18 protein-coding genes are annotated in these 15763 nt (G+C 64.6%); 4 read left to right on the top strand and 14 right to left on the bottom strand.

Translation table 11 applies throughout. The annotated features are described in order from the left end of the window. Positions 1-7 precede the first annotated feature (7 nt). The 3 genes from XH79_RS29695 to XH79_RS29685 form a co-directional block, all read right to left on the bottom strand. On the bottom strand, positions 8-1114 hold the full coding sequence (locus XH79_RS29695; protein ID WP_271583903.1) for a cyclic nucleotide-gated ion channel: 1107 nt from the start codon (positions 1112-1114) through the stop codon (positions 8-10). Between the two features lie 151 nt (positions 1115-1265). Then, the gene (locus XH79_RS29690) at positions 1266-1484 is read right to left on the bottom strand and encodes a hypothetical protein (protein ID WP_212342227.1); all 219 of its coding nucleotides are present in this window, start codon (positions 1482-1484) and stop codon (positions 1266-1268) included. A 139-nt stretch (positions 1485-1623) separates the two neighbouring features. Continuing rightward, a complete protein-coding gene (locus tag XH79_RS29685; RefSeq protein ID WP_271583902.1) occupies positions 1624-3069 on the bottom strand; it encodes a TAXI family TRAP transporter solute-binding subunit in 1446 nt (481 codons plus the stop codon). Between the two features lie 405 nt (positions 3070-3474). Here XH79_RS29685 and XH79_RS29680 point away from each other — a divergent pair, with 405 nt between their 5' ends. Both XH79_RS29680 and XH79_RS29675 read left to right on the top strand, forming a co-directional pair. Continuing rightward, positions 3475-3822 (top strand): DUF3307 domain-containing protein, encoded by a 348-nt coding sequence (locus XH79_RS29680; protein WP_271583945.1) that lies wholly within the window; start codon positions 3475-3477, stop codon positions 3820-3822. A gap of 276 nt (positions 3823-4098) precedes the next feature. Further along, positions 4099-4497 carry a hypothetical protein gene (locus tag XH79_RS29675; RefSeq protein WP_212342223.1) on the top strand — a complete coding sequence of 133 codons (399 nt, stop codon included), beginning with the start codon at positions 4099-4101 and terminating at the stop codon, positions 4495-4497. Here XH79_RS29675 and XH79_RS29670 read toward each other — a convergent pair. Then, positions 4494-4817, bottom strand: a complete 324-nt coding sequence (locus tag XH79_RS29670; protein WP_271583901.1) for a YkgJ family cysteine cluster protein — start codon at positions 4815-4817, stop codon at positions 4494-4496. The genes XH79_RS29675 and XH79_RS29670 overlap by 4 nt on opposite strands. Then, complete coding sequence (locus XH79_RS29665) at positions 4814-5512, bottom strand: helix-turn-helix transcriptional regulator (RefSeq protein ID WP_183249310.1); 699 nt, start codon at positions 5510-5512, stop codon at positions 4814-4816. The genes XH79_RS29670 and XH79_RS29665 overlap by 4 nt, the downstream gene beginning before the upstream one ends. A 112-nt stretch (positions 5513-5624) precedes the next feature. Here XH79_RS29665 and XH79_RS29660 point away from each other — a divergent pair, with 112 nt between their 5' ends. Both XH79_RS29660 and XH79_RS29655 read left to right on the top strand, forming a co-directional pair. Further along, on the top strand, positions 5625-5885 hold the full coding sequence (locus XH79_RS29660) for a hypothetical protein (RefSeq protein ID WP_212342221.1): 261 nt from the start codon (positions 5625-5627) through the stop codon (positions 5883-5885). Positions 5886-5921: 36 nt separating this feature from the next. Further along, positions 5922-6650 (top strand): glutathione S-transferase family protein, encoded by a 729-nt coding sequence (locus XH79_RS29655; protein WP_212342463.1) that lies wholly within the window; start codon positions 5922-5924, stop codon positions 6648-6650. A gap of 73 nt (positions 6651-6723) precedes the next feature. Here XH79_RS29655 and XH79_RS29650 read toward each other — a convergent pair whose 3' ends face one another. The 9 genes from XH79_RS29650 to XH79_RS29610 form a co-directional block, all read right to left on the bottom strand. Further along, positions 6724-7875, bottom strand: coding sequence for an ABC transporter substrate-binding protein (locus tag XH79_RS29650; protein ID WP_211405420.1), 1152 nt, complete (start codon positions 7873-7875; stop codon positions 6724-6726). A gap of 79 nt (positions 7876-7954) precedes the next feature. Then, positions 7955-8374, bottom strand: a complete 420-nt coding sequence (locus XH79_RS29645; protein ID WP_271583900.1) for an acyl-CoA thioesterase — start codon at positions 8372-8374, stop codon at positions 7955-7957. A 10-nt stretch (positions 8375-8384) separates the two neighbouring features. After that, positions 8385-9146 carry an SDR family NAD(P)-dependent oxidoreductase gene (locus XH79_RS29640; protein WP_271583899.1) on the bottom strand — a complete coding sequence of 254 codons (762 nt, stop codon included), beginning with the start codon at positions 9144-9146 and terminating at the stop codon, positions 8385-8387. Positions 9147-9171: 25 nt separating this feature from the next. Further along, positions 9172-11055 (bottom strand): feruloyl-CoA synthase, encoded by a 1884-nt coding sequence (locus tag XH79_RS29635; protein ID WP_271583898.1) that lies wholly within the window; start codon positions 11053-11055, stop codon positions 9172-9174. Beyond that, entirely contained in the window at positions 11052-11861 is an 810-nt protein-coding gene (locus XH79_RS29630; protein WP_212342212.1) for a crotonase/enoyl-CoA hydratase family protein, read from the bottom strand. Before XH79_RS29630 ends, XH79_RS29635 begins: the two co-directional genes overlap by 4 nt. Before the next feature lie 272 nt (positions 11862-12133). Next, positions 12134-12592, bottom strand: coding sequence for a DUF3237 domain-containing protein (locus XH79_RS29625; protein WP_271583897.1), 459 nt, complete (start codon positions 12590-12592; stop codon positions 12134-12136). 85 nt (positions 12593-12677) lie between these two features. After that, positions 12678-13997 carry a TRAP transporter large permease gene (locus XH79_RS29620; RefSeq protein ID WP_271583896.1) on the bottom strand — a complete coding sequence of 440 codons (1320 nt, stop codon included), beginning with the start codon at positions 13995-13997 and terminating at the stop codon, positions 12678-12680. Between the two features lie 2 nt (positions 13998-13999). Beyond that, positions 14000-14509: a TRAP transporter small permease gene (locus XH79_RS29615; protein WP_212342209.1), complete on the bottom strand. Its 510-nt coding sequence runs from the start codon at positions 14507-14509 to the stop codon at positions 14000-14002. A 217-nt stretch (positions 14510-14726) separates the two neighbouring features. After that, entirely contained in the window at positions 14727-15743 is a 1017-nt protein-coding gene (locus XH79_RS29610) for a TRAP transporter substrate-binding protein (RefSeq protein ID WP_271583895.1), read from the bottom strand. Between the last annotated feature and the right edge of the window lie 20 nt (positions 15744-15763).

Raw genomic sequence — 15763 nt, 5'->3', positions numbered from 1 at the left:
TCTCCTTTTATTTGTTTTCGAGCGCGCGCCGTTTTGCTTCGGCATCGATGGTCTCGGCGAGATCGGGATGCCGTGCCATCAGCACGCGGAAGTCGACGAGGTCGAGCACCAGCAGCCGCGACACCTTCGTGGTCGAGACGTTGGCGCCGCGCATGTTGTTGCCGAGCAGCGCCATCTCGCCGAAGAAGGCGCCCTCGCCGAGCTGCACCTTCTTGCCGGGCAGGTCGACCTCGACCTCGCCGGCGGCGATGAAATACATGCAGTCGCCCTGCGCGCCCTTGCGGATGATCATGGTGCGGGCCGGCAGCTCCATGGTGCGGAGCATGTGGGTGACGTCGGCGATGGCGGCAGGTCCGAGCGCTGCGAAGAACGGCACCTTGCTGACCGATTCCCAGGTCTTGAGGAAATTGTCGCGCCGCGTCTCCGCGGCAAAGCCGGTCGCCAGAATACCGGTCCAGAGGCCGAACACGCCGAGGCCGGAGATCATTACCAGCGCCGCCACGATGCGCCCCAGCGGTGTGACCGGGACGACGTCGCCGTACCCCGTCGTGGTGAGGGTTACGACGGCCCACCACAGTGCGGCCGGGACGCTGCCAAACGTCTGCGGCTGCACGTCCCGCTCCAGGAAATATTCGGCGACGGAGGCGAGGAAGACCACCATCAGGAAGATCACGAGCACGCTGAGCAGCGGTCCCGATTCCAGCACCAGCACGCGACGGAGCTGCCGCAGGCCTGGAATGCCCGGCACCACCTTCAGCACCCAGAGCACGCTGAGCAGCCAGGCCGTCTTCGGCGCGACGCCGAGAACCAGCGCAACGGGCACGGCCAGCGCCCCGATCGCGTCGACGATGCCGGCGGAGGAGGACATGTAGAGCGCAAGGCGCCCCGTTCGCGCCATGTGGCGCAGCCGGACCAGCCATTCGAACACGAAGTAGACGAGACAGGCCCAGAGCAGGCCAGTGACCCAGCTGCTCGCCTCATTGGCCCGGTTGTCCGTCAGCAACACCATGCTGAGTACGCCGACGCCGACGGCCGCATAGGCCGCCTTGGTCATGTTGCGGCCGGCTGTGGCGGCCACGAACTGGGCCAGTGCGGAGATCAGCGGCTTCGACATGTGGGAAGGCGGCTCGGTTTTGGCTTTTGCGGTCCCGGCTGGAACCTCCGCGCCAAAGTGCCCCCCCGGACCGGGGCCGTCAACGACGGGCGCTGGCTGAAGCATCGGCGAATCGGAGCGACGAAGGCGGGGGCGATGGTTGGCCGAGGCGTTACCTGAAATGCGGCGGCTCGTCGTAGCCGCGGCGGCTGCTGAAGAACAGCAGGACCATCAATCCGATGCCGACGATGACGGAAAATCCGGCTCCCAGGGCGAGGGCCACATAGCCTTCCGTCGGGATCGGCTCGCCTTCGACCGCCATCGCGGAATAAGCGAAATAGCCAACGGCCGCCAGCATTCCCAGGAGGAAGCTCACGAGGAGTATACGCATGGCGCGTTTCTCCAGTTGTATCGGGTAACCAACGGTTGCGGATCGGACCGGTTCCTGGCGTGGAGCCCGCCAAAGCGGGCGTTTCGAGGGATGCCGGCAAGGAAAATCCGCCTAGCCCCTTAAGGGGGCAACGCTGTGATCAAGCGCTCTGCGCGGTCTTCACCACCACGACATTGCTGTCGTCGTGCGGGGATGCTGCGGCGTCGCGGGCGGCCTTCTCGGCTTCGCCGGCGTGGCGCTTGAGGTAGTCGCGGCGCATGCCGATCTCGTCGCGGACGAATTCGTAGCCGAGCTTGAAGGTGTCGAGCCCGTCGGTACTGATGGTGCCGTCTCTGAGGCCGATGACGGCGCCGCGTAAAATGCCTTCCAGCTCGTCCTGCAGGCATTCGAGCTGGTCCAGCGAATGGGCGTGCTCGATGCGCTCGCCGATGTCGAGGATGGCGGTGGCGAGCTCGCTGGCCTTCTCCGGCGCGATCCTCGTGATCTTGGCGTAGATCGCGGCGAAGATCGAGCCGATGACGCTGAGCGCGGCGGCGCCCAGATACATCAGGTCGCTGTACTTATCCATGAACGACTTGGTGTCGTCGTTGATGTAGTCGGCCGCACCCTGATGCGCCATCACGAAGGCGTCCTTCTCGACGGAAGCCGGCTCGATCCTGCTGGCGAAGCCGCTGTCGAGCCTGAGGGCGGATTTGTTCTCGTAGATGGTACGCGCCAGCTCGCCCGCCGTGCTCACCGACATCCGGGATTGCGTGACCAGCAGCCATTCGAGCCCGATCGTATCGAGATCGTCGTCGGGAATTTCAGGCGAGGCCGACAGCGTTCCTGCCGTCAGCGTCTCTTCGGAAATGCCGGGGAATTTGCGCGCGAGCGCCTTGGCTTCGTCGATGGCATTGAGCGTGAAGCCGCCGCGTTTGGCGACCTGCTCATAGCTCTTGTCGCGCACCGCTTTCGAGGCGTGGACGATGGCGATCACCGCACCGAAGCCGTTTGCCGGCGCAAACAGCTTGTCGAGCGTTACGCTCTGCGGCGCCATCTGGATCTTCGCGGCGTCGGGCCCCTCGGGAATGTCGAGGATGCCGCGGACGAAGGCGAGCGAGGATTCGTTCTCGGCGAGGACCGCGACCTTCTTCTTCTTCAGCTCGGCGAGCGACTTGATCTTCTTGTTGCCGGGGCCGAGCAGGAGCACGAGGTCGTGCTCGAGAATTGCGAGCGTGCGCGCCCGCAGCGGCACCTTGGCGTCGGTGCGCAGCACGGCGAGGTCGGCCTGCCTGCGGTCGAACTGCGCCAGCGCCTTGGTGTTATCAGGGTTGTTGACGATCTTGATTCGGAAGCGCGAGGCGTTGTTCTTCAGCACCGCGGCGAGCTTGGCCGCGAACAGCGCCTCGTCGCTGTTGGGGGCGCCGACGGCAAAGGTCAGCGTCTCCGAATTGTGCAGCATGGCGCGGCCGCCCCAGACGGTGGCGAGCGACAGCAGCAGGGTCAGCACGACGTAGAGCAACACCTGTTGCTGGTTGGTCTTGATCACCTTGGGGCGCCGCGGCGGCGGTTCGGTCGGTGACGAATTGGGGCCTTCAGTACTCATGGCAGCACTCTTGGCCTTATTCTTCGGTGGCAGGCGGCTCGCTGGTGTGATCACCGCGGACGCCCTGTAATTCGTAAGCGCCTGAAAAAAGAACGATATTCTCTGTCGTCGATGATACCGCGAAGGTCGCGGAATGCAAATTTCGAGCCGGAGGTAACCTTACTCGACGCGGGCGCGGCGATTGGTCATCCTATCACCAGTTAGCCACAGTTTGCGATTTTCCGGTTCCCCCCGGCTGCATTCCGCCGCGGGAGATGTCATAAATTGCCCGTCCCGGCGATTTGACCGGTCCAAGAAGAAGTTGCGCTGAACGCTCCAATCTTTCTTGTCACGTCAATGAGGGCGTCAGCTTTGTCGTTTCCATCCCTGTCATCGGCGGTTCCGGTCGAAGCGCTCATTGGCTGGATGCTGCTGCTCACCTTCAAGCACATCATCGCCGATTTCGTCCTCCAGACCGCCTGGATGGCGCATGGCAAGGACCAGAAGCACGGCTGGGCCCTGCCGCTGCTGGTGCATTGCCTGGTTCACCTTGCGGTCGCGCTGCCGCTGATCGTGATCGTCGCGCCGAAATTCTGGTTCGTGGCCTTCATCGACTTCCTGATCCACATCACGATCGATCGCGCCAAGGGATTCGTCTCCGCCAATTTCGGCGTCGACCTTGCCCATCCCTGGTTCTGGACCCTGATCGGCGTCGACCAGGCGCTGCATCACCTGACCGGCTTCGGCCTCTCCATCTTCATGGCGGCGAACTGAGGCTCGCCACGGCTGGCTGCTCGGCCTTCATGGTTCGAGACGCGCCGTAAGGCGGCGCTCCTCACCATGAGGGTCTGGCATTTCGCTGCGCACCAAGTCCTCATCCTGAGGGCCCGCCGAAGGCGGGCGTCTCGAAGGATGGCCGCAGGGAAGCTGCCTGCCGGGCGCCTCTGATTCGTGGACAGCGCTCGAGGACCCCGGGTGACTACCGGGCAGCGTGGTTAACCTTTCATTAGAGAATTGCGCTGCATCTTCCGCACACGAGGGAGAACTGCAATGTTTTCAAGCCGCGACGCCTTTGAAAGCGATTTCTGCCCGGTTCGCGACGAACTCCTTGGCGAGATGTATCGCGCCAGCGAGAGCGGCCTGCCGAGGCTGGTTGAGAGTGTTTCCCCTGACGCGCGCGCCAGGCTGGCGCTGTTCTGCTACCGCCGCAGCCATCTGCACTCGCTGGCGGTCGCGATCGCAGCAAGCTGCAGCGAGCGCGACCTGATCGAGAACGGCGGCCGCGTCGGCTCGACGCTCTACGCGCTGTCGCGTGCGAGCTCGGCCAAATCATCGCCGTCGCTGTCGGGTGGCCGCAAGCCGATCACGCTGTCGACCAAGCCATTGTCGGTGCTCGCACCGCTCGATGACGAGATCGACGACGAGATCAGCGAAGCCGTCCTGGCCTAAGCAGACTGTATAACCGGCAGCCCGAACTTCCGCCGCGCCATCGCGCATTCGGCGTCGCCAGGCATGCAGGTGCGGCACACTTCCGGCCGTACCGCATAGATGCCGCACGCGGTCGCCTTGCCGATCTCTCCCTGCAATGCCACGCAGCGATCGCCCTCGCAACGCATGCCGGACTGGCGGTCGTTGACCAGCGCTTCGGGAATCGCGGCAAGCTCCTCGTCGCTCTCGATCGAGAAGCGCGGCCAGTTCTGCGAGTAGCCGCAGCAGGCGCCGCAGCTCTGGCAGAAGCTCGACAGATCGATCTCTTGCATCGAGGTCATGTGTCCTTCGGCGGGCCCCAGACCAGGCTCTGCCGCCACCTCGCGCGCAGCACGTCGCGCCGCTCCGGATATCGCTCGTCGAGATAGGTCGCGTCCACCACGCGGTCGGTGCGGAAGCTGCGGAAATCGCTGCGCAGCTCGCACCAGGCCGCGAGCAGGCGCACGGCTTCGAGATAGCCGACCGAGATCGGCCAGATCATGCGTTCGCTGGCGCGGCCCTGCTCGTCGCGATAGCGCAGCATGATCTTCTTGCCCTCATGGATCTGGGTGCGCGTGCGCACCATGTCGAGGCGATCGGGCTCCCTGTTCCAGCTCGGCCGCGCCCGGCTCGCGGGCTCCAGCACGAAGGGACGCAGGCGCTCGGGGACGGTGTCGGCGATCTTGGCCATCAGGTCTTCGGCCGCCCGCGCGAGCGCCGAATCGGCATGGCCCGCGACCCATTGCGCGCCGAGCACCGCCGCCTCGATCTCGTCGGGTGTCAGCATCAAAGGCGGCAGGTCAAATCCCTTTTCCAGGATGTAGCCCATGCCGGCCTCGCCGCGGATCGGCACGCGCTGGCCGATCAGCGTCGCGATATCGCGGTAGATCGTGCGCTTCGAGGTCTCGAGCTCGGCCGCAATCGCGTCCGCCGTCAGCGGCTTCCGCGTGCGCCGGAGCACCTGGATGATCTGAAACAGCCGGTCGGCGCGTCTCATGACAATTCTCTTATCGGGGGCGGTTCAGAAAGCGGCGCGTTGCTGCTGACAGGATGTTGGCAGCAGGGGGGTTCTATACCGGGACAACACATCGACTGAAGAGGATTTGTCCATGATCGTTCCAACCCATTTCGGCCCGGTTGTCCCGATGTTGCGGGCGCAACTGTGGTCCGCCCAGGCGTTCGGCCGCCTCGTTTCGCTCGATCTCATGGCCGTTGATCTCCGATTTGCGCTCGCCAGCGTGGCGGCACGCTCGCTGACCCAGGCCGCGGACGCGCTGGTCCGTCATGTGATGGGCCGCGCCTGGCGGGGGGCCCGTTTCGCAGAAGATATCACGGCTGCTGCCACCATGGTGGCAGCAGCCCGTCACTAGGTTCCGTCAAGTTTTCGGCAGACCAGGAGAACGCGCATGATCACGCTTTACGGCTTTGGCACCGGCTTCGGCCTGCCGGAAATCAGCCCCTTCGTCACCAAGACCGAGGTGCAGCTCAAGATGGCGGGGCTGCCCTACCGCAAGGAGCGCGCAATGCCGCCCGCCTCCCCAAAGGGGCAATTGCCGTTCATCGACGATGGCGGCGAGGCGGTGGCTGATTCCACCTTCATCCGCGCCCATATCGAGCGCCGCTACGGCTTCGATTTCGACGCCGGCCTCTCCTTGGCTGAGCGTGCGCAGGCCTGGGCGTTCGAGCGGATGATCGAGCATCATGTCTACTGGGCGCTGGTCGGCGCGCGCTGGGTCGATCCGGTCAACTTCGCCAAGGGCCCCGCGCATTTCTTCGACGGCGCACCGGAGCACAACCGCGAGAAGCTGCGCGAGGACGCGCAGTTCCGCGTCGCCGAGAACTATCTGCTCTCCGGCCTCGGCCGCCATGCGCCCGATGACGACGTCGATCTCGCGGTGCGCTCGCTGCTCGCGCTGTCGGTGCAGCTCGGCGACAAGGCCTACCTGATGGGCAACAAGCCCTGCGGCGTCGATGCGACAGCTTTCGGCGCGCTCGCAGGGATTTTGACGCCGTTCTTCGAATCCGGGTTGCGACAGCGGGCCGAGGGATTTCCGAACCTCACCGCGTATGTCGACCGCATGATGGACAGCTATTATCCGGAGTTCGCTTGGACCCCGCTGCGGCAGGCGGCTTAGGCGTTCACGGATCGCAAATGAAAAGAGCCGGCCCGATGGGCCGGCTCTCGTCGTCTCAAGATTTTCGCTGCGCCTACTTCACCAGCGTGTACTTGCCGTTCTTCACGGTGAGCAGGATACGCGAGCGCTCGTCGAGGCCGTAGCGGTCCTTTTCGGTGAAGTTGTAGACGCCCTGGCTCGCCGCCAGCTCCTTCTCCGAGAGCAGAGCCTGGCGGATCGCTTCACGGAATTCCGGCGTGCCGGGTTTTGCGGTTTTCAGCGCGGTCGGGATGATGCGCTTGAGGATCTCGAACGCATCGTAGGAGTGGCCGGCGAACTGGCTGCGGCTGTTCGGGCCATACTTGGCTTCATAGGCGGTGTTGAGCGCGAGGCCCGGCTTCTTGGTGGCGGCCTCGTCCGGCTGGTCCTCGGGGTCCATGACGGGGCCGGAGGCCATCAGCACGCCCTCGGCCGCTTTGCCGGCGATGCGGATGAAGTCCATGCTGGCGGCACCGTGGGTCTGGTAGATCAGGCCCTGATAGCCGCGCTCGCGCAGCTCGGTCTGCGGCAGCGCAGCCGCGGTGCCGGAGGCGCCGACCAGGATCGCGTCGGGATTGGCGGCGACGAGCTTCAGCACCTGGCCGGTCACCGAGGTGTCCGGACGGGCGAAGCGCTCCTCGTCGACGATGGTCATGCCCATCGGCACGGCCTGCGCCTTCAGATCGTTGAACCAGAGATCGCCGTAGGAGTCGGAATAGCCGATATAGCCGAGGGTCTTGATTCCCTTCGATTTCATGTGATCGTACAGCACCTTGCCGACGATCGGGATCGGCTGCGGCATCGCCACCGACCACTTCATGCGCTCCGGCGTGATCGGGAAGGGCGCCAGACCAAAGTGCGGGATGCCGGCTTCGTTGGCGACGTTGGAGACCGCGATGGTCGGCGGCGTCAGCGCCGAACCCATGATGATGTCGGCCTTGGATTCAGTCACGAAGCGGCGGGCGTTGGTGGTCGCGGTGGTGGGATCGCCGCCGTCGTCGAGCACGATCACCTTCAGCGGCACGCCGCCGATCTCCTTCGGCACGAACTCCAGCGCGTTGCGCTCGGGAATGCCGAGGGCCGCGCCCGGGCCGGTCGTGGTGGTGGTGATGCCGATGGTGATTTCGCTGGTCTGGGCCAGCGCGGGCAGCGCCGGCAGAGCGAGCGTCGCCGCGGCAATGGCGGCGGTCAGGTAAAAGCGTTTCATCTATTCCTCCCTTGACGTGTTTTCTTTGAAAGCAGAAATCGAACGTGAATTCAGCCCCGTCTTTTGGTGATGCGGCGATTTAGCTTCCCGTGAATTTGGCGACCATTTCCGCCGGAAACGGTGCCGATTTCAGCTTGTCGGGGTTGGCAGGATCGCGGCCGACCAGCACGCGGGTCTCGAAACCCTCGATCGCCAGCGCCTCGCCCTTGTAGACGTTGTGCTTCACCTCGAAGCTCGAGCGCTTGATGCTCTCGATCTTCGTTTCGATGGTGATCCAGTCGCCATAGGTCGAGGGGATGTAGAACTTGGCCCGCGTGTCGACCATGGGGATTCCCACCAGGCCGTATCTGCGGACCAGGTCCTGCTTGGAGAAGCCGGCGACCTCGAACAGCGTCGAGGTCGAATCGTCGAACATCGCGAAATAGCGCGGGTAGTAGACGATGTTGGCGGGGTCGCAATCACCCCACTGGATCTGGACCTCGCGCCGGTTCACGAACATGTTGCGCGCTCTACTTCGGCGCCATGCGCAGCGAGCCGTCGAGGCGCACCACCTCGCCGTTCAGGTATGCGTTCTCGACCATGTGCAGCGCGAGCGCGGCGAACTCGTCGGCCTGGCCGAGCCGGCGCGGGAAGGGGATCGCTGCGGCGAGCGAGTCCTGTGCTTCCTGCGGCAGGTTCGCGAGCAGCGGCGTCAGGAACAGGCCGGGCGCGATGGTCAGCACGCGGACGCCGAACTGCGCGAGCTCGCGCGCGATCGGCAGCGTCATGCCGACGATGCCGCCCTTGGACGCCGAATAGGCCGATTGGCCGATCTGGCCGTCATAGGCGGCGACGGAGGCGGTGTTGATGATGACGCCGCGCTCGCCGGTCGCCTGCGGCTCGAGCTTCGACATCTCGGTCGCGGCGAGGCGCAGCATGTTGAAGGTGCCGATCAAATTGACCTTGATCACCTTGTCGAAATCGGCGAGCGCCATCGGACCGTCGCGGCCGACGACGCGCTTGGCAACGCCGATGCCGGCGCAATTGACCAACACGCGCGCCGGGCCATGGGCCTTGGTCGCCTGCGCGATCGCGGCCTCCGCGGAAGCGGCGTCGGAGACGTCGCAGGTCACGGCGACGCCCTTGATCTCGGCGGCAACGGTTTCAGCGAGCTTGGCATTGAGGTCGCACACCGCGACCCTGGCGCCCTGCGCCGCCAGCTTTCGCGCGGTGGCAGCGCCCAGTCCCGATGCGCCGCCGGTGACGATGGCTGCCTGATCCTTCAACAACATGGCGTTCTCCTTTGGCGATGGTTTCTTAGCCGACCGATATCACACGGTCCGACGGATTGGCAGCGTAGAGCTCGTCGATCAAGGCGGTACGATGCTCCAGCACCGCGCGCTGGTTGATCGAGCCCTTGTCGGTGACCTCGCCCTTGTCGATCGACAGCGGCGTATCCATCAGGATCGCGCGCGTGATCCTCGTCGAGGATCCCGTGGCCTGGCTGAGGAAACGGGTCAGGCGCTCGCGAAAAGCCTCGCGCACCAGGCGGTCGCGCGTGGCGACGACGAGATCGTCCGCCGGCAGCGTCGGGTTGATCAGGCGACAGCCGTCGAGATCGAGCACGATCAGCGCGGAGACCTCGTCGCGGTTGATGCCGGCGATGACGACGTCGCGCACCAGCGGCGCGCAGGCCGCGGTGAGGCGCGCGCGCAGGGGACCGACGCTGACCCAGGTGCCGCTGGCGAGCTTGAAGTCTTCGCTGACGCGGCCGTCGAAATCGAAGCCGGCGTTGAAATCGTCGGGATTGGCGGGCTTGAGCGCGTCGCCCATCTTGTAAAATCCTTCCTCGTCGAAGGATTTTGCGGTGATGTCGGGTTGGCGCCAGTAGCCGGGCATCACGTTCGGCCCCTTGGCGCGGACCTCGAGCTTGCCGTTGTTCGGCACCAGCTTGGCGTCGTTGCCCGAGACCGGCAGGCCGACATGGCCGGAGCGGCTGGTGCGCGGATTGACCGACATGAAGAACGGCGCGGTCTCGGTCGCGCCAAGGCCGGTCAGCATCGGCACGCGATAGCCCTTCTCCTTCACCGCGAGCTCGTCGAGGCTGTTCCAGACGAACGGCGACAGCGCCGCGCCCGAGAAGAACATCGCATGCAGCCGGTCGAAGAACTTCGCGCGCAGGCCCTGATCGTCGCGCAAGTATGGCAGCAGCGATTCATAGCCCTTGGGCACGTTGAAATAGACCGTCGGCGAAATCTCCTGGAGATTGCGCACGGTCTCCTCGATGCCTCCAGGCACCGGCTTGCCGGCGTCGAGATACATCGAGCCGCCATTGTAGAGCGTCAGGCCGATATTGTGGTTGCCGCCAAAGGTGTGGTTCCAGGGCAGCCAGTCGATGATGACGGGCGGCTCGTCCTTGAGGAAGGCGAGCGTCTCGCGCAGCATCACCTGGTTGGCGCAGATCATGCGCTGGGTATTGATGACGGCCTTGGGATTGCCGGTCGAGCCCGAGGTCAGCAGGAATTTTGCGATGGTATCGGGGCCGATCTTGCCGTGCACCGCGTCGAGATCGCCGTGGATCGGCGTCGCCATGAGATCGGCGAGCAGGGTGACGTCGCGGCCCGGCACGGTGCCCCAGGATGCAGCGATCTCGGTGCCGAGCGAGACATTGGCGGCAAGCGCGTCGGCGAACCTGCCGGCGTCCTCGGCGAAGACGAGGCCCGGCGTCAGCAGCTTCATCAGGTAAGACAGCTTGCCGTAATCCTTCGACACCAGCGAATAGGCCGGCGACACCGGGCAGAACGGAACGCCGGCGTAGAACGCGCCGAAGGCTAGCAGCGCATGGTCGATCGAATTGCCTGAGAGGATCACGACCGGCCGCTCGGCCGACAGGCCGCGCGCGATCAGGCTCGATGCAATGTGCCGGCTCGCGGTGAGCAGCTCGGCATAGGTGATCTTGCGCCAGCCGCGGCCGCCTTCGCGCTCGGCCATGAAGACGCGGTCCGGCGTCGTCGTCGCCCAATGGTGCAGGCGGTCGGTGATGCGGACCGGATAGTCGCCGAGCGGCTGCTTCGGCCGCAGGTAGATCGTGCCGTCGTCGCGTCGCTCGACATTGACGACGGGATCGCCGAACGAAATGGGCCGCAGCGGAGAATTGCTCGCGCCGCGCTCCATGCTGGAAGAGGACGGCTGCGCGCTCATGATTTGGGCTTCACCTTGGCGGTCTTGTGCTCGAGGAATTCGCGGATCCTGCGCTTGGCTTCCTTGTCGCTCTGCGCGACGGTGGCCATCAGCGATTCCATCAGAAGGCCGGTCTGCGGATTGGCTTCCGCGATCATCGGCAGCGCCTGGAGCACGGCGAAATTCGTCAGCGGCGCATTGGAGGCGATCTTGGTCGCAAGCTCCAGCGCCTTGCCGAGCCCGTTGCCGGCCTCCGTCAGATATTGCGCGAAGCCGTAGGAAGCGCCTTCGGTCGCGCTGTAGACGCGGCCGGTCAGCATCATGTCCATCATCCTGGCAACGCCGATCAGCCGCGGCAGCCGCACCGAGCCGCCGCCGCCGACGAAGATGCCACGCTGCCCCTCCGGCAGTGCGAAATAGGTCGAGGGCTCGGCGACGCGGATATGCGCCGCGCAGGCAAGCTCCAGCCCGCCGCCGATCACCGCGCCCCTGAGCGCCGCGATGACTGGCACGCGGCTGTACTGGATGCGGTCGAACACCCGGTGCCACATCTGGGAATGAAGGAGGCCGCCGGTGGCGTCGTGCTCGGTCAGTTCGGACAGGTCGAGGCCTGAGGAGAAATGGTCGCCGATGCCGTGGATGACGACCGCGCCGATGTCCTCGGGCAGGGAGGCAAAACACTCGCCGATTTCCAGGATGATACCGTCATTGAGCGCATTGCGCTTGGCCGGCCGGTTCAGACCCACGGTCAGAACCCGGTCCGCCCGCTCGATCCTCAAAAGCCCGGAGGCGCCCGCAGCAGCGGTCTCGGCGTTTCCCTGTGTCATTTGCGTCCTTATCAGAATAGTTATGTTGTATAACGAATTTTGGAGGAGTCAAGGAGGGGGCTGAGGTCAGGTGGGCAAAAGCCGTCCTCCAAATTGGGTGTCGTCCCGGCGAAGGCCGGGACCCATACCCCCAGGGAGAAGTTTGGCGAAGGCCCGTCGTTCGGTATTCCGACCGACCGCAATTGATAGATCACGCGGTATGGGTCCCGGCCTTCGCCGGGACGACGGCGGAGTTTGTGGTACCGACCGAGACAGACCCTACGGCCCGCCCCTCACACCACCTGATGCACGTCGATCACGACGCGATCCGCATGCCGCGCCGCTGAGCCAACGAAAATGTGCTGCATCAGCCAGCGATACCTCTCGTGCCCCGTCTCGAACTTCGGCACCGTGCGGAAATAGATCAGCTTGGGATCGACCGGCTCGCCGCGCTTGAGCTTTTGCAGGAGCTCGACAGGCCCGAAGCGCATGCCCTTGTTCTCGACATAGACGACGGCGCCGTCGTCGGTCTCGAAGGCGTACTTCGCTTCGAGGTCGATCAGCTCGTTGGGGCGGATGGTCTGGAAGTCGGCGCCGAACGGCAGCACCTTGCCGGTGATCGCGCCCGTCACTTCGCCGCCGATGATCGGAATGATGCGGCGAACGCCAATGCCGGTTTCGCCGGCGGTGATGACCTCGCCGATGCGCGCGGTGATGGTGAAGACGTATTTGGTTTCGAGGGTCGGTGTCATCGGTCACCTCTTAACTGACTATGACGAACGATACTGCGACTTACCCTCCCCTGGAGGGGGAGGGTAAGTGGCGGTCTTCGATCAGCTAATGCGCCATCATCCGCGTCGGCAGCCAGGTCGCCAGCAGCGGGAAGGCGATCAGGATCACGAGGCGCACGAGGTCCGTTGCCACGAACGGGATCACGCCCTTGAAGATGGTGGAGAACGACACGTCCTTCACCACACTCTTGATGACGAAGACGTTCATGCCCACCGGCGGATGGATCAGGCCGAGCTCGACCGTCATCACGATGATGACGCCGAACCAGATCGGATCGAAGCCCAGATGCGTGATGACGGGGAAGATGATCGGCACGGTCAGGATGATCATCGCCATGGCGTCCATCAGGCAGCCGAGCACGAGATACATCACCATGATCAGCGCCAGCACGCCGTAGGGGCCGAGGCCGAGACCGGTCAAAAACTCCGTCACCTTCTGCGGCGTCTGCGTCACCGTGAGGAAGTAGCCGAAGATCAGCGCGCCGATCAGCACGGTGAACACCGCGGCCGCGGTGCGCGTCGCCTGCAGCAGCGACGCCAGGATTTTCTCGCGGTCGAGTCGCCCGGTGACCACGCCGATGATGAACGCGCCGGCGGCGCCGACGCCGCCGGCTTCGGTCGGGGTGAAGCGCGGCAGGAAGGGCAGGCCATAGAGGCCGCCGATCACGAACACGAACAGCAGCACCGGCGCCCAGATGTCCTTGAGGCCGGCAAAGCGCTCGCGCCACGGCAGCACCTTGCCCTTCGGCAGAAAATCAGGGCGGAAATAGCCGATCAGGAAGATCGTGATCATGTACATGGTCATCGCCAGGAGGCCCGGGATGATACCGGCGATGAAGAGCTTGCCGATGTCCTGCTCGGTGATGATGCCGTAGACCGCGAGCACGGTGGAGGGCGGCAACATCGCCCCCAGCGTGCCGCCGGCCGCGATCACGCCGGTGGCGAACGACTGCGGATAACCGAAGCGGCGCATCTCTGGGTAAGCGACGGCGGAGAAGGTCGCGGCGGTCGCGACCGACGAGCCGCAGATCGCGGCAAAGCCGCCGCAGGCGCCGACGGTGGCGATGCCGAGCCCGCCGCGCAAGTGGCCGACAAAACCGTTGGCGGCGCGGAACAGCTCGCGGCTCATGCCGGAATTGGAAACGAAGGAGCCCATCAGCAGAAACATCGGGATGACGCCGAACGTGTAGTCGGTGACCGTGCGCATCGAGGTCTGGCCGACCAGCTTCAGCGCGGCCGTCCCGTTGACGAGATAGGCGAAGCCGGACACGCCAACGAGGCCCATCGCCATGCCGACGGGCACGCGCAGCAGCATCAGGACGAACAGGGAAACGAAGCCGATTAAGGCGACGGCATCGGTGCTCATGATTACTCCGTCGCCTTCAATTTGGGATCGTGCATGTCTTCGGGATGGAAGATCAGGCGGTAGGTGCGGATCGCGATCAGCAGAACGGCCGCGGCGTCGCCGATCCAGGCGACCGCGAAGAACGGCCAGGTCGGCATGTGCATGTCAAAGGTCTGGACGTTGTCGTTGTAGGTGCCGCGGACCTTGTCGAACAGCGTCCAGGTCTGCACGGTGACGACGAACAGCAGCACCAGGGTCGCGAACACGTCGATCCAGCGCTGGTAGCGCGGGCCGACATTGCCCCAGACCAGGTCGACCGTGATGTGGGTGCCGCGATAGGAGGTCGCTGCGATGCCCCAGAAGATCAGGATGCCGAGCAGCATGCGGCCGATGTCGAAAGAGTCAGGGATCGAATAGTTCAGCGTGTTGCGCAACAGCACCGACAGGAAGATGTCGAGCGCGACGATGCCGACGAAGCCGGCCGCGATCCATTCGATCGTGTCGATAAAGCGATCCATCCAGGCGCGCTTCATGGGAGTTTCCTACGTAATGGCATTGATAGATCCCGGTCTCGCTGCGCACTCGGCCTCTCCCCGCGTGCGGGGAGAGGCCGGATTACATCGGAGATGCAATGCGGGTGAGGGGGACTCTCCGCGAGTCCGTCTGTCAGCAACTTTGCGGACGCAGCCCCTCACCCCAACCCTCTTCCCGTAGGAACGGGGCGAGGGGGAGAGAGAGCCTGCCATCGCCTCACTCCGCCAGCGCGTTGTACTTCTTCAGCGACGCCTTCAGCTCGCTAAGCGCCGCATCGGGATCGGCGCCGGCCTTCTTGGCGCCCTCACCCCAGGTCTTGACCAGCGGCTCGGCCGCCTTCTTCCAGGCGGCGATCTGCTCCGGCGTCAGCTTGTAGATCTCGTGGCCGGATTCCGCCTTGATCTTGTCGATGCCGCCGTCCTCGAACTTGCCCCAGTGCTCGCCGACCGCGCCGGCCATCTCGACCGTGCAATTTTTGTCGATCGCGGCCTTCTGTTTGTCGGACATCGCGTTGTACTTGTCCTTGTTGATCACGAAGACGAAGGTCGTGGTGTAGAGCGGCGCCTCCATGTCGTACTTCGTCACCTTGTCGATGCCGAACAGCACGAGGGAGCCCCAGGGGAAGGTGACACCGTCGGCGACGCCGCGTTCGATGATGTCGCGGACTTCGGGCGCAGAAGACTGCACATTGGTGCCGCCGAGCGAGGTGACGAAGTTGGCCATGGTGGCGTGGGCGGGACGGATCTTCAGGCCCTTCACGTCCTCCGGCATCACGATCTTCTTGGTCTTGGAATGGAAGGAGGACGGCGAGTGGACGAAGGCGAGGCAATATTTGACGTCCTTCATCTCCTTCTCGGCATATTTGCGATACCAGGCATCGAGCCCCATCGAGCCGCCCTTGGCATCCGAGATCAGGAACGGCAATTCGCCGGCGCCGATGATCGGGAAACGGCCGGGCTGGTAGCCGGGATTGACGTAGGTGACGTCGGCGATGCCGTCGCGCGCCATGTCGTAATGGTCGAACGCCTTGCCGAGCTGCTGGGCCGGAAACACCTTGCCGGTAATGGTGCCGCCGGAATCCTTGTTCACCGCGGCCACCCAGTCTTCCAGCGATTTCTGCAGCGGGTGCGACGCCGGCACCCAGTGCGAGACCTTCAGGTCGAAAGTCTTGTCCTGCGCAAATGCAGGCGTCACGCTTGCTGCCAGCAGCAAAGCCAGACAGGCTTTTCTCATCACGCGTCTCTCCCTCTTTT

The organism is Bradyrhizobium sp. CCBAU 45389 (assembly GCF_028128625.1).
Lineage (GTDB): Bacteria > Pseudomonadota > Alphaproteobacteria > Rhizobiales > Xanthobacteraceae > Bradyrhizobium > Bradyrhizobium liaoningense_B.
Note: the sequence above shows the minus strand (reverse complement) of the source record. Positions and strands in the feature narration are given on the sequence as shown.

Bases quoted from the DNA above. Each gene is read 5' to 3' on its own strand.
- XH79_RS29635 (WP_271583898.1), bottom strand. From the start codon at position 11,055: ATGAGCGCGCAGCCGTCCTCTTCCAGCATGGAGCGCGGCGCGAGCAAT.
- XH79_RS29695 (WP_271583903.1), bottom strand. From the start codon at position 1,114: ATGTCGAAGCCGCTGATCTCCGCACTGGCCCAGTTCGTGGCCGCCACA.
- XH79_RS29655 (WP_212342463.1), top strand. From the start codon at position 5,922: ATGATCACGCTTTACGGCTTTGGCACCGGCTTCGGCCTGCCGGAAATC.
- XH79_RS29630 (WP_212342212.1), bottom strand. From the start codon at position 11,861: ATGACACAGGGAAACGCCGAGACCGCTGCTGCGGGCGCCTCCGGGCTT.
- XH79_RS29645 (WP_271583900.1), bottom strand. From the start codon at position 8,374: ATGTTCGTGAACCGGCGCGAGGTCCAGATCCAGTGGGGTGATTGCGAC.
- XH79_RS29670 (WP_271583901.1), bottom strand. From the start codon at position 4,817: ATGACCTCGATGCAAGAGATCGATCTGTCGAGCTTCTGCCAGAGCTGC.
- XH79_RS29620 (WP_271583896.1), bottom strand. From the start codon at position 13,997: ATGAGCACCGATGCCGTCGCCTTAATCGGCTTCGTTTCCCTGTTCGTC.
- XH79_RS29685 (WP_271583902.1), bottom strand. From the start codon at position 3,069: ATGAGTACTGAAGGCCCCAATTCGTCACCGACCGAACCGCCGCCGCGG.
- XH79_RS29610 (WP_271583895.1), bottom strand. From the start codon at position 15,743: ATGAGAAAAGCCTGTCTGGCTTTGCTGCTGGCAGCAAGCGTGACGCCT.
- XH79_RS29640 (WP_271583899.1), bottom strand. From the start codon at position 9,146: ATGTTGTTGAAGGATCAGGCAGCCATCGTCACCGGCGGCGCATCGGGA.
- XH79_RS29615 (WP_212342209.1), bottom strand. From the start codon at position 14,509: ATGAAGCGCGCCTGGATGGATCGCTTTATCGACACGATCGAATGGATC.
- XH79_RS29665 (WP_183249310.1), bottom strand. From the start codon at position 5,512: ATGAGACGCGCCGACCGGCTGTTTCAGATCATCCAGGTGCTCCGGCGC.
- XH79_RS29650 (WP_211405420.1), bottom strand. From the start codon at position 7,875: ATGAAACGCTTTTACCTGACCGCCGCCATTGCCGCGGCGACGCTCGCT.
- XH79_RS29660 (WP_212342221.1), top strand. From the start codon at position 5,625: ATGATCGTTCCAACCCATTTCGGCCCGGTTGTCCCGATGTTGCGGGCG.
- XH79_RS29625 (WP_271583897.1), bottom strand. From the start codon at position 12,592: ATGACACCGACCCTCGAAACCAAATACGTCTTCACCATCACCGCGCGC.
- XH79_RS29680 (WP_271583945.1), top strand. From the start codon at position 3,475: ATGCTGCTGCTCACCTTCAAGCACATCATCGCCGATTTCGTCCTCCAG.
- XH79_RS29675 (WP_212342223.1), top strand. From the start codon at position 4,099: ATGTTTTCAAGCCGCGACGCCTTTGAAAGCGATTTCTGCCCGGTTCGC.
- XH79_RS29690 (WP_212342227.1), bottom strand. From the start codon at position 1,484: ATGCGTATACTCCTCGTGAGCTTCCTCCTGGGAATGCTGGCGGCCGTT.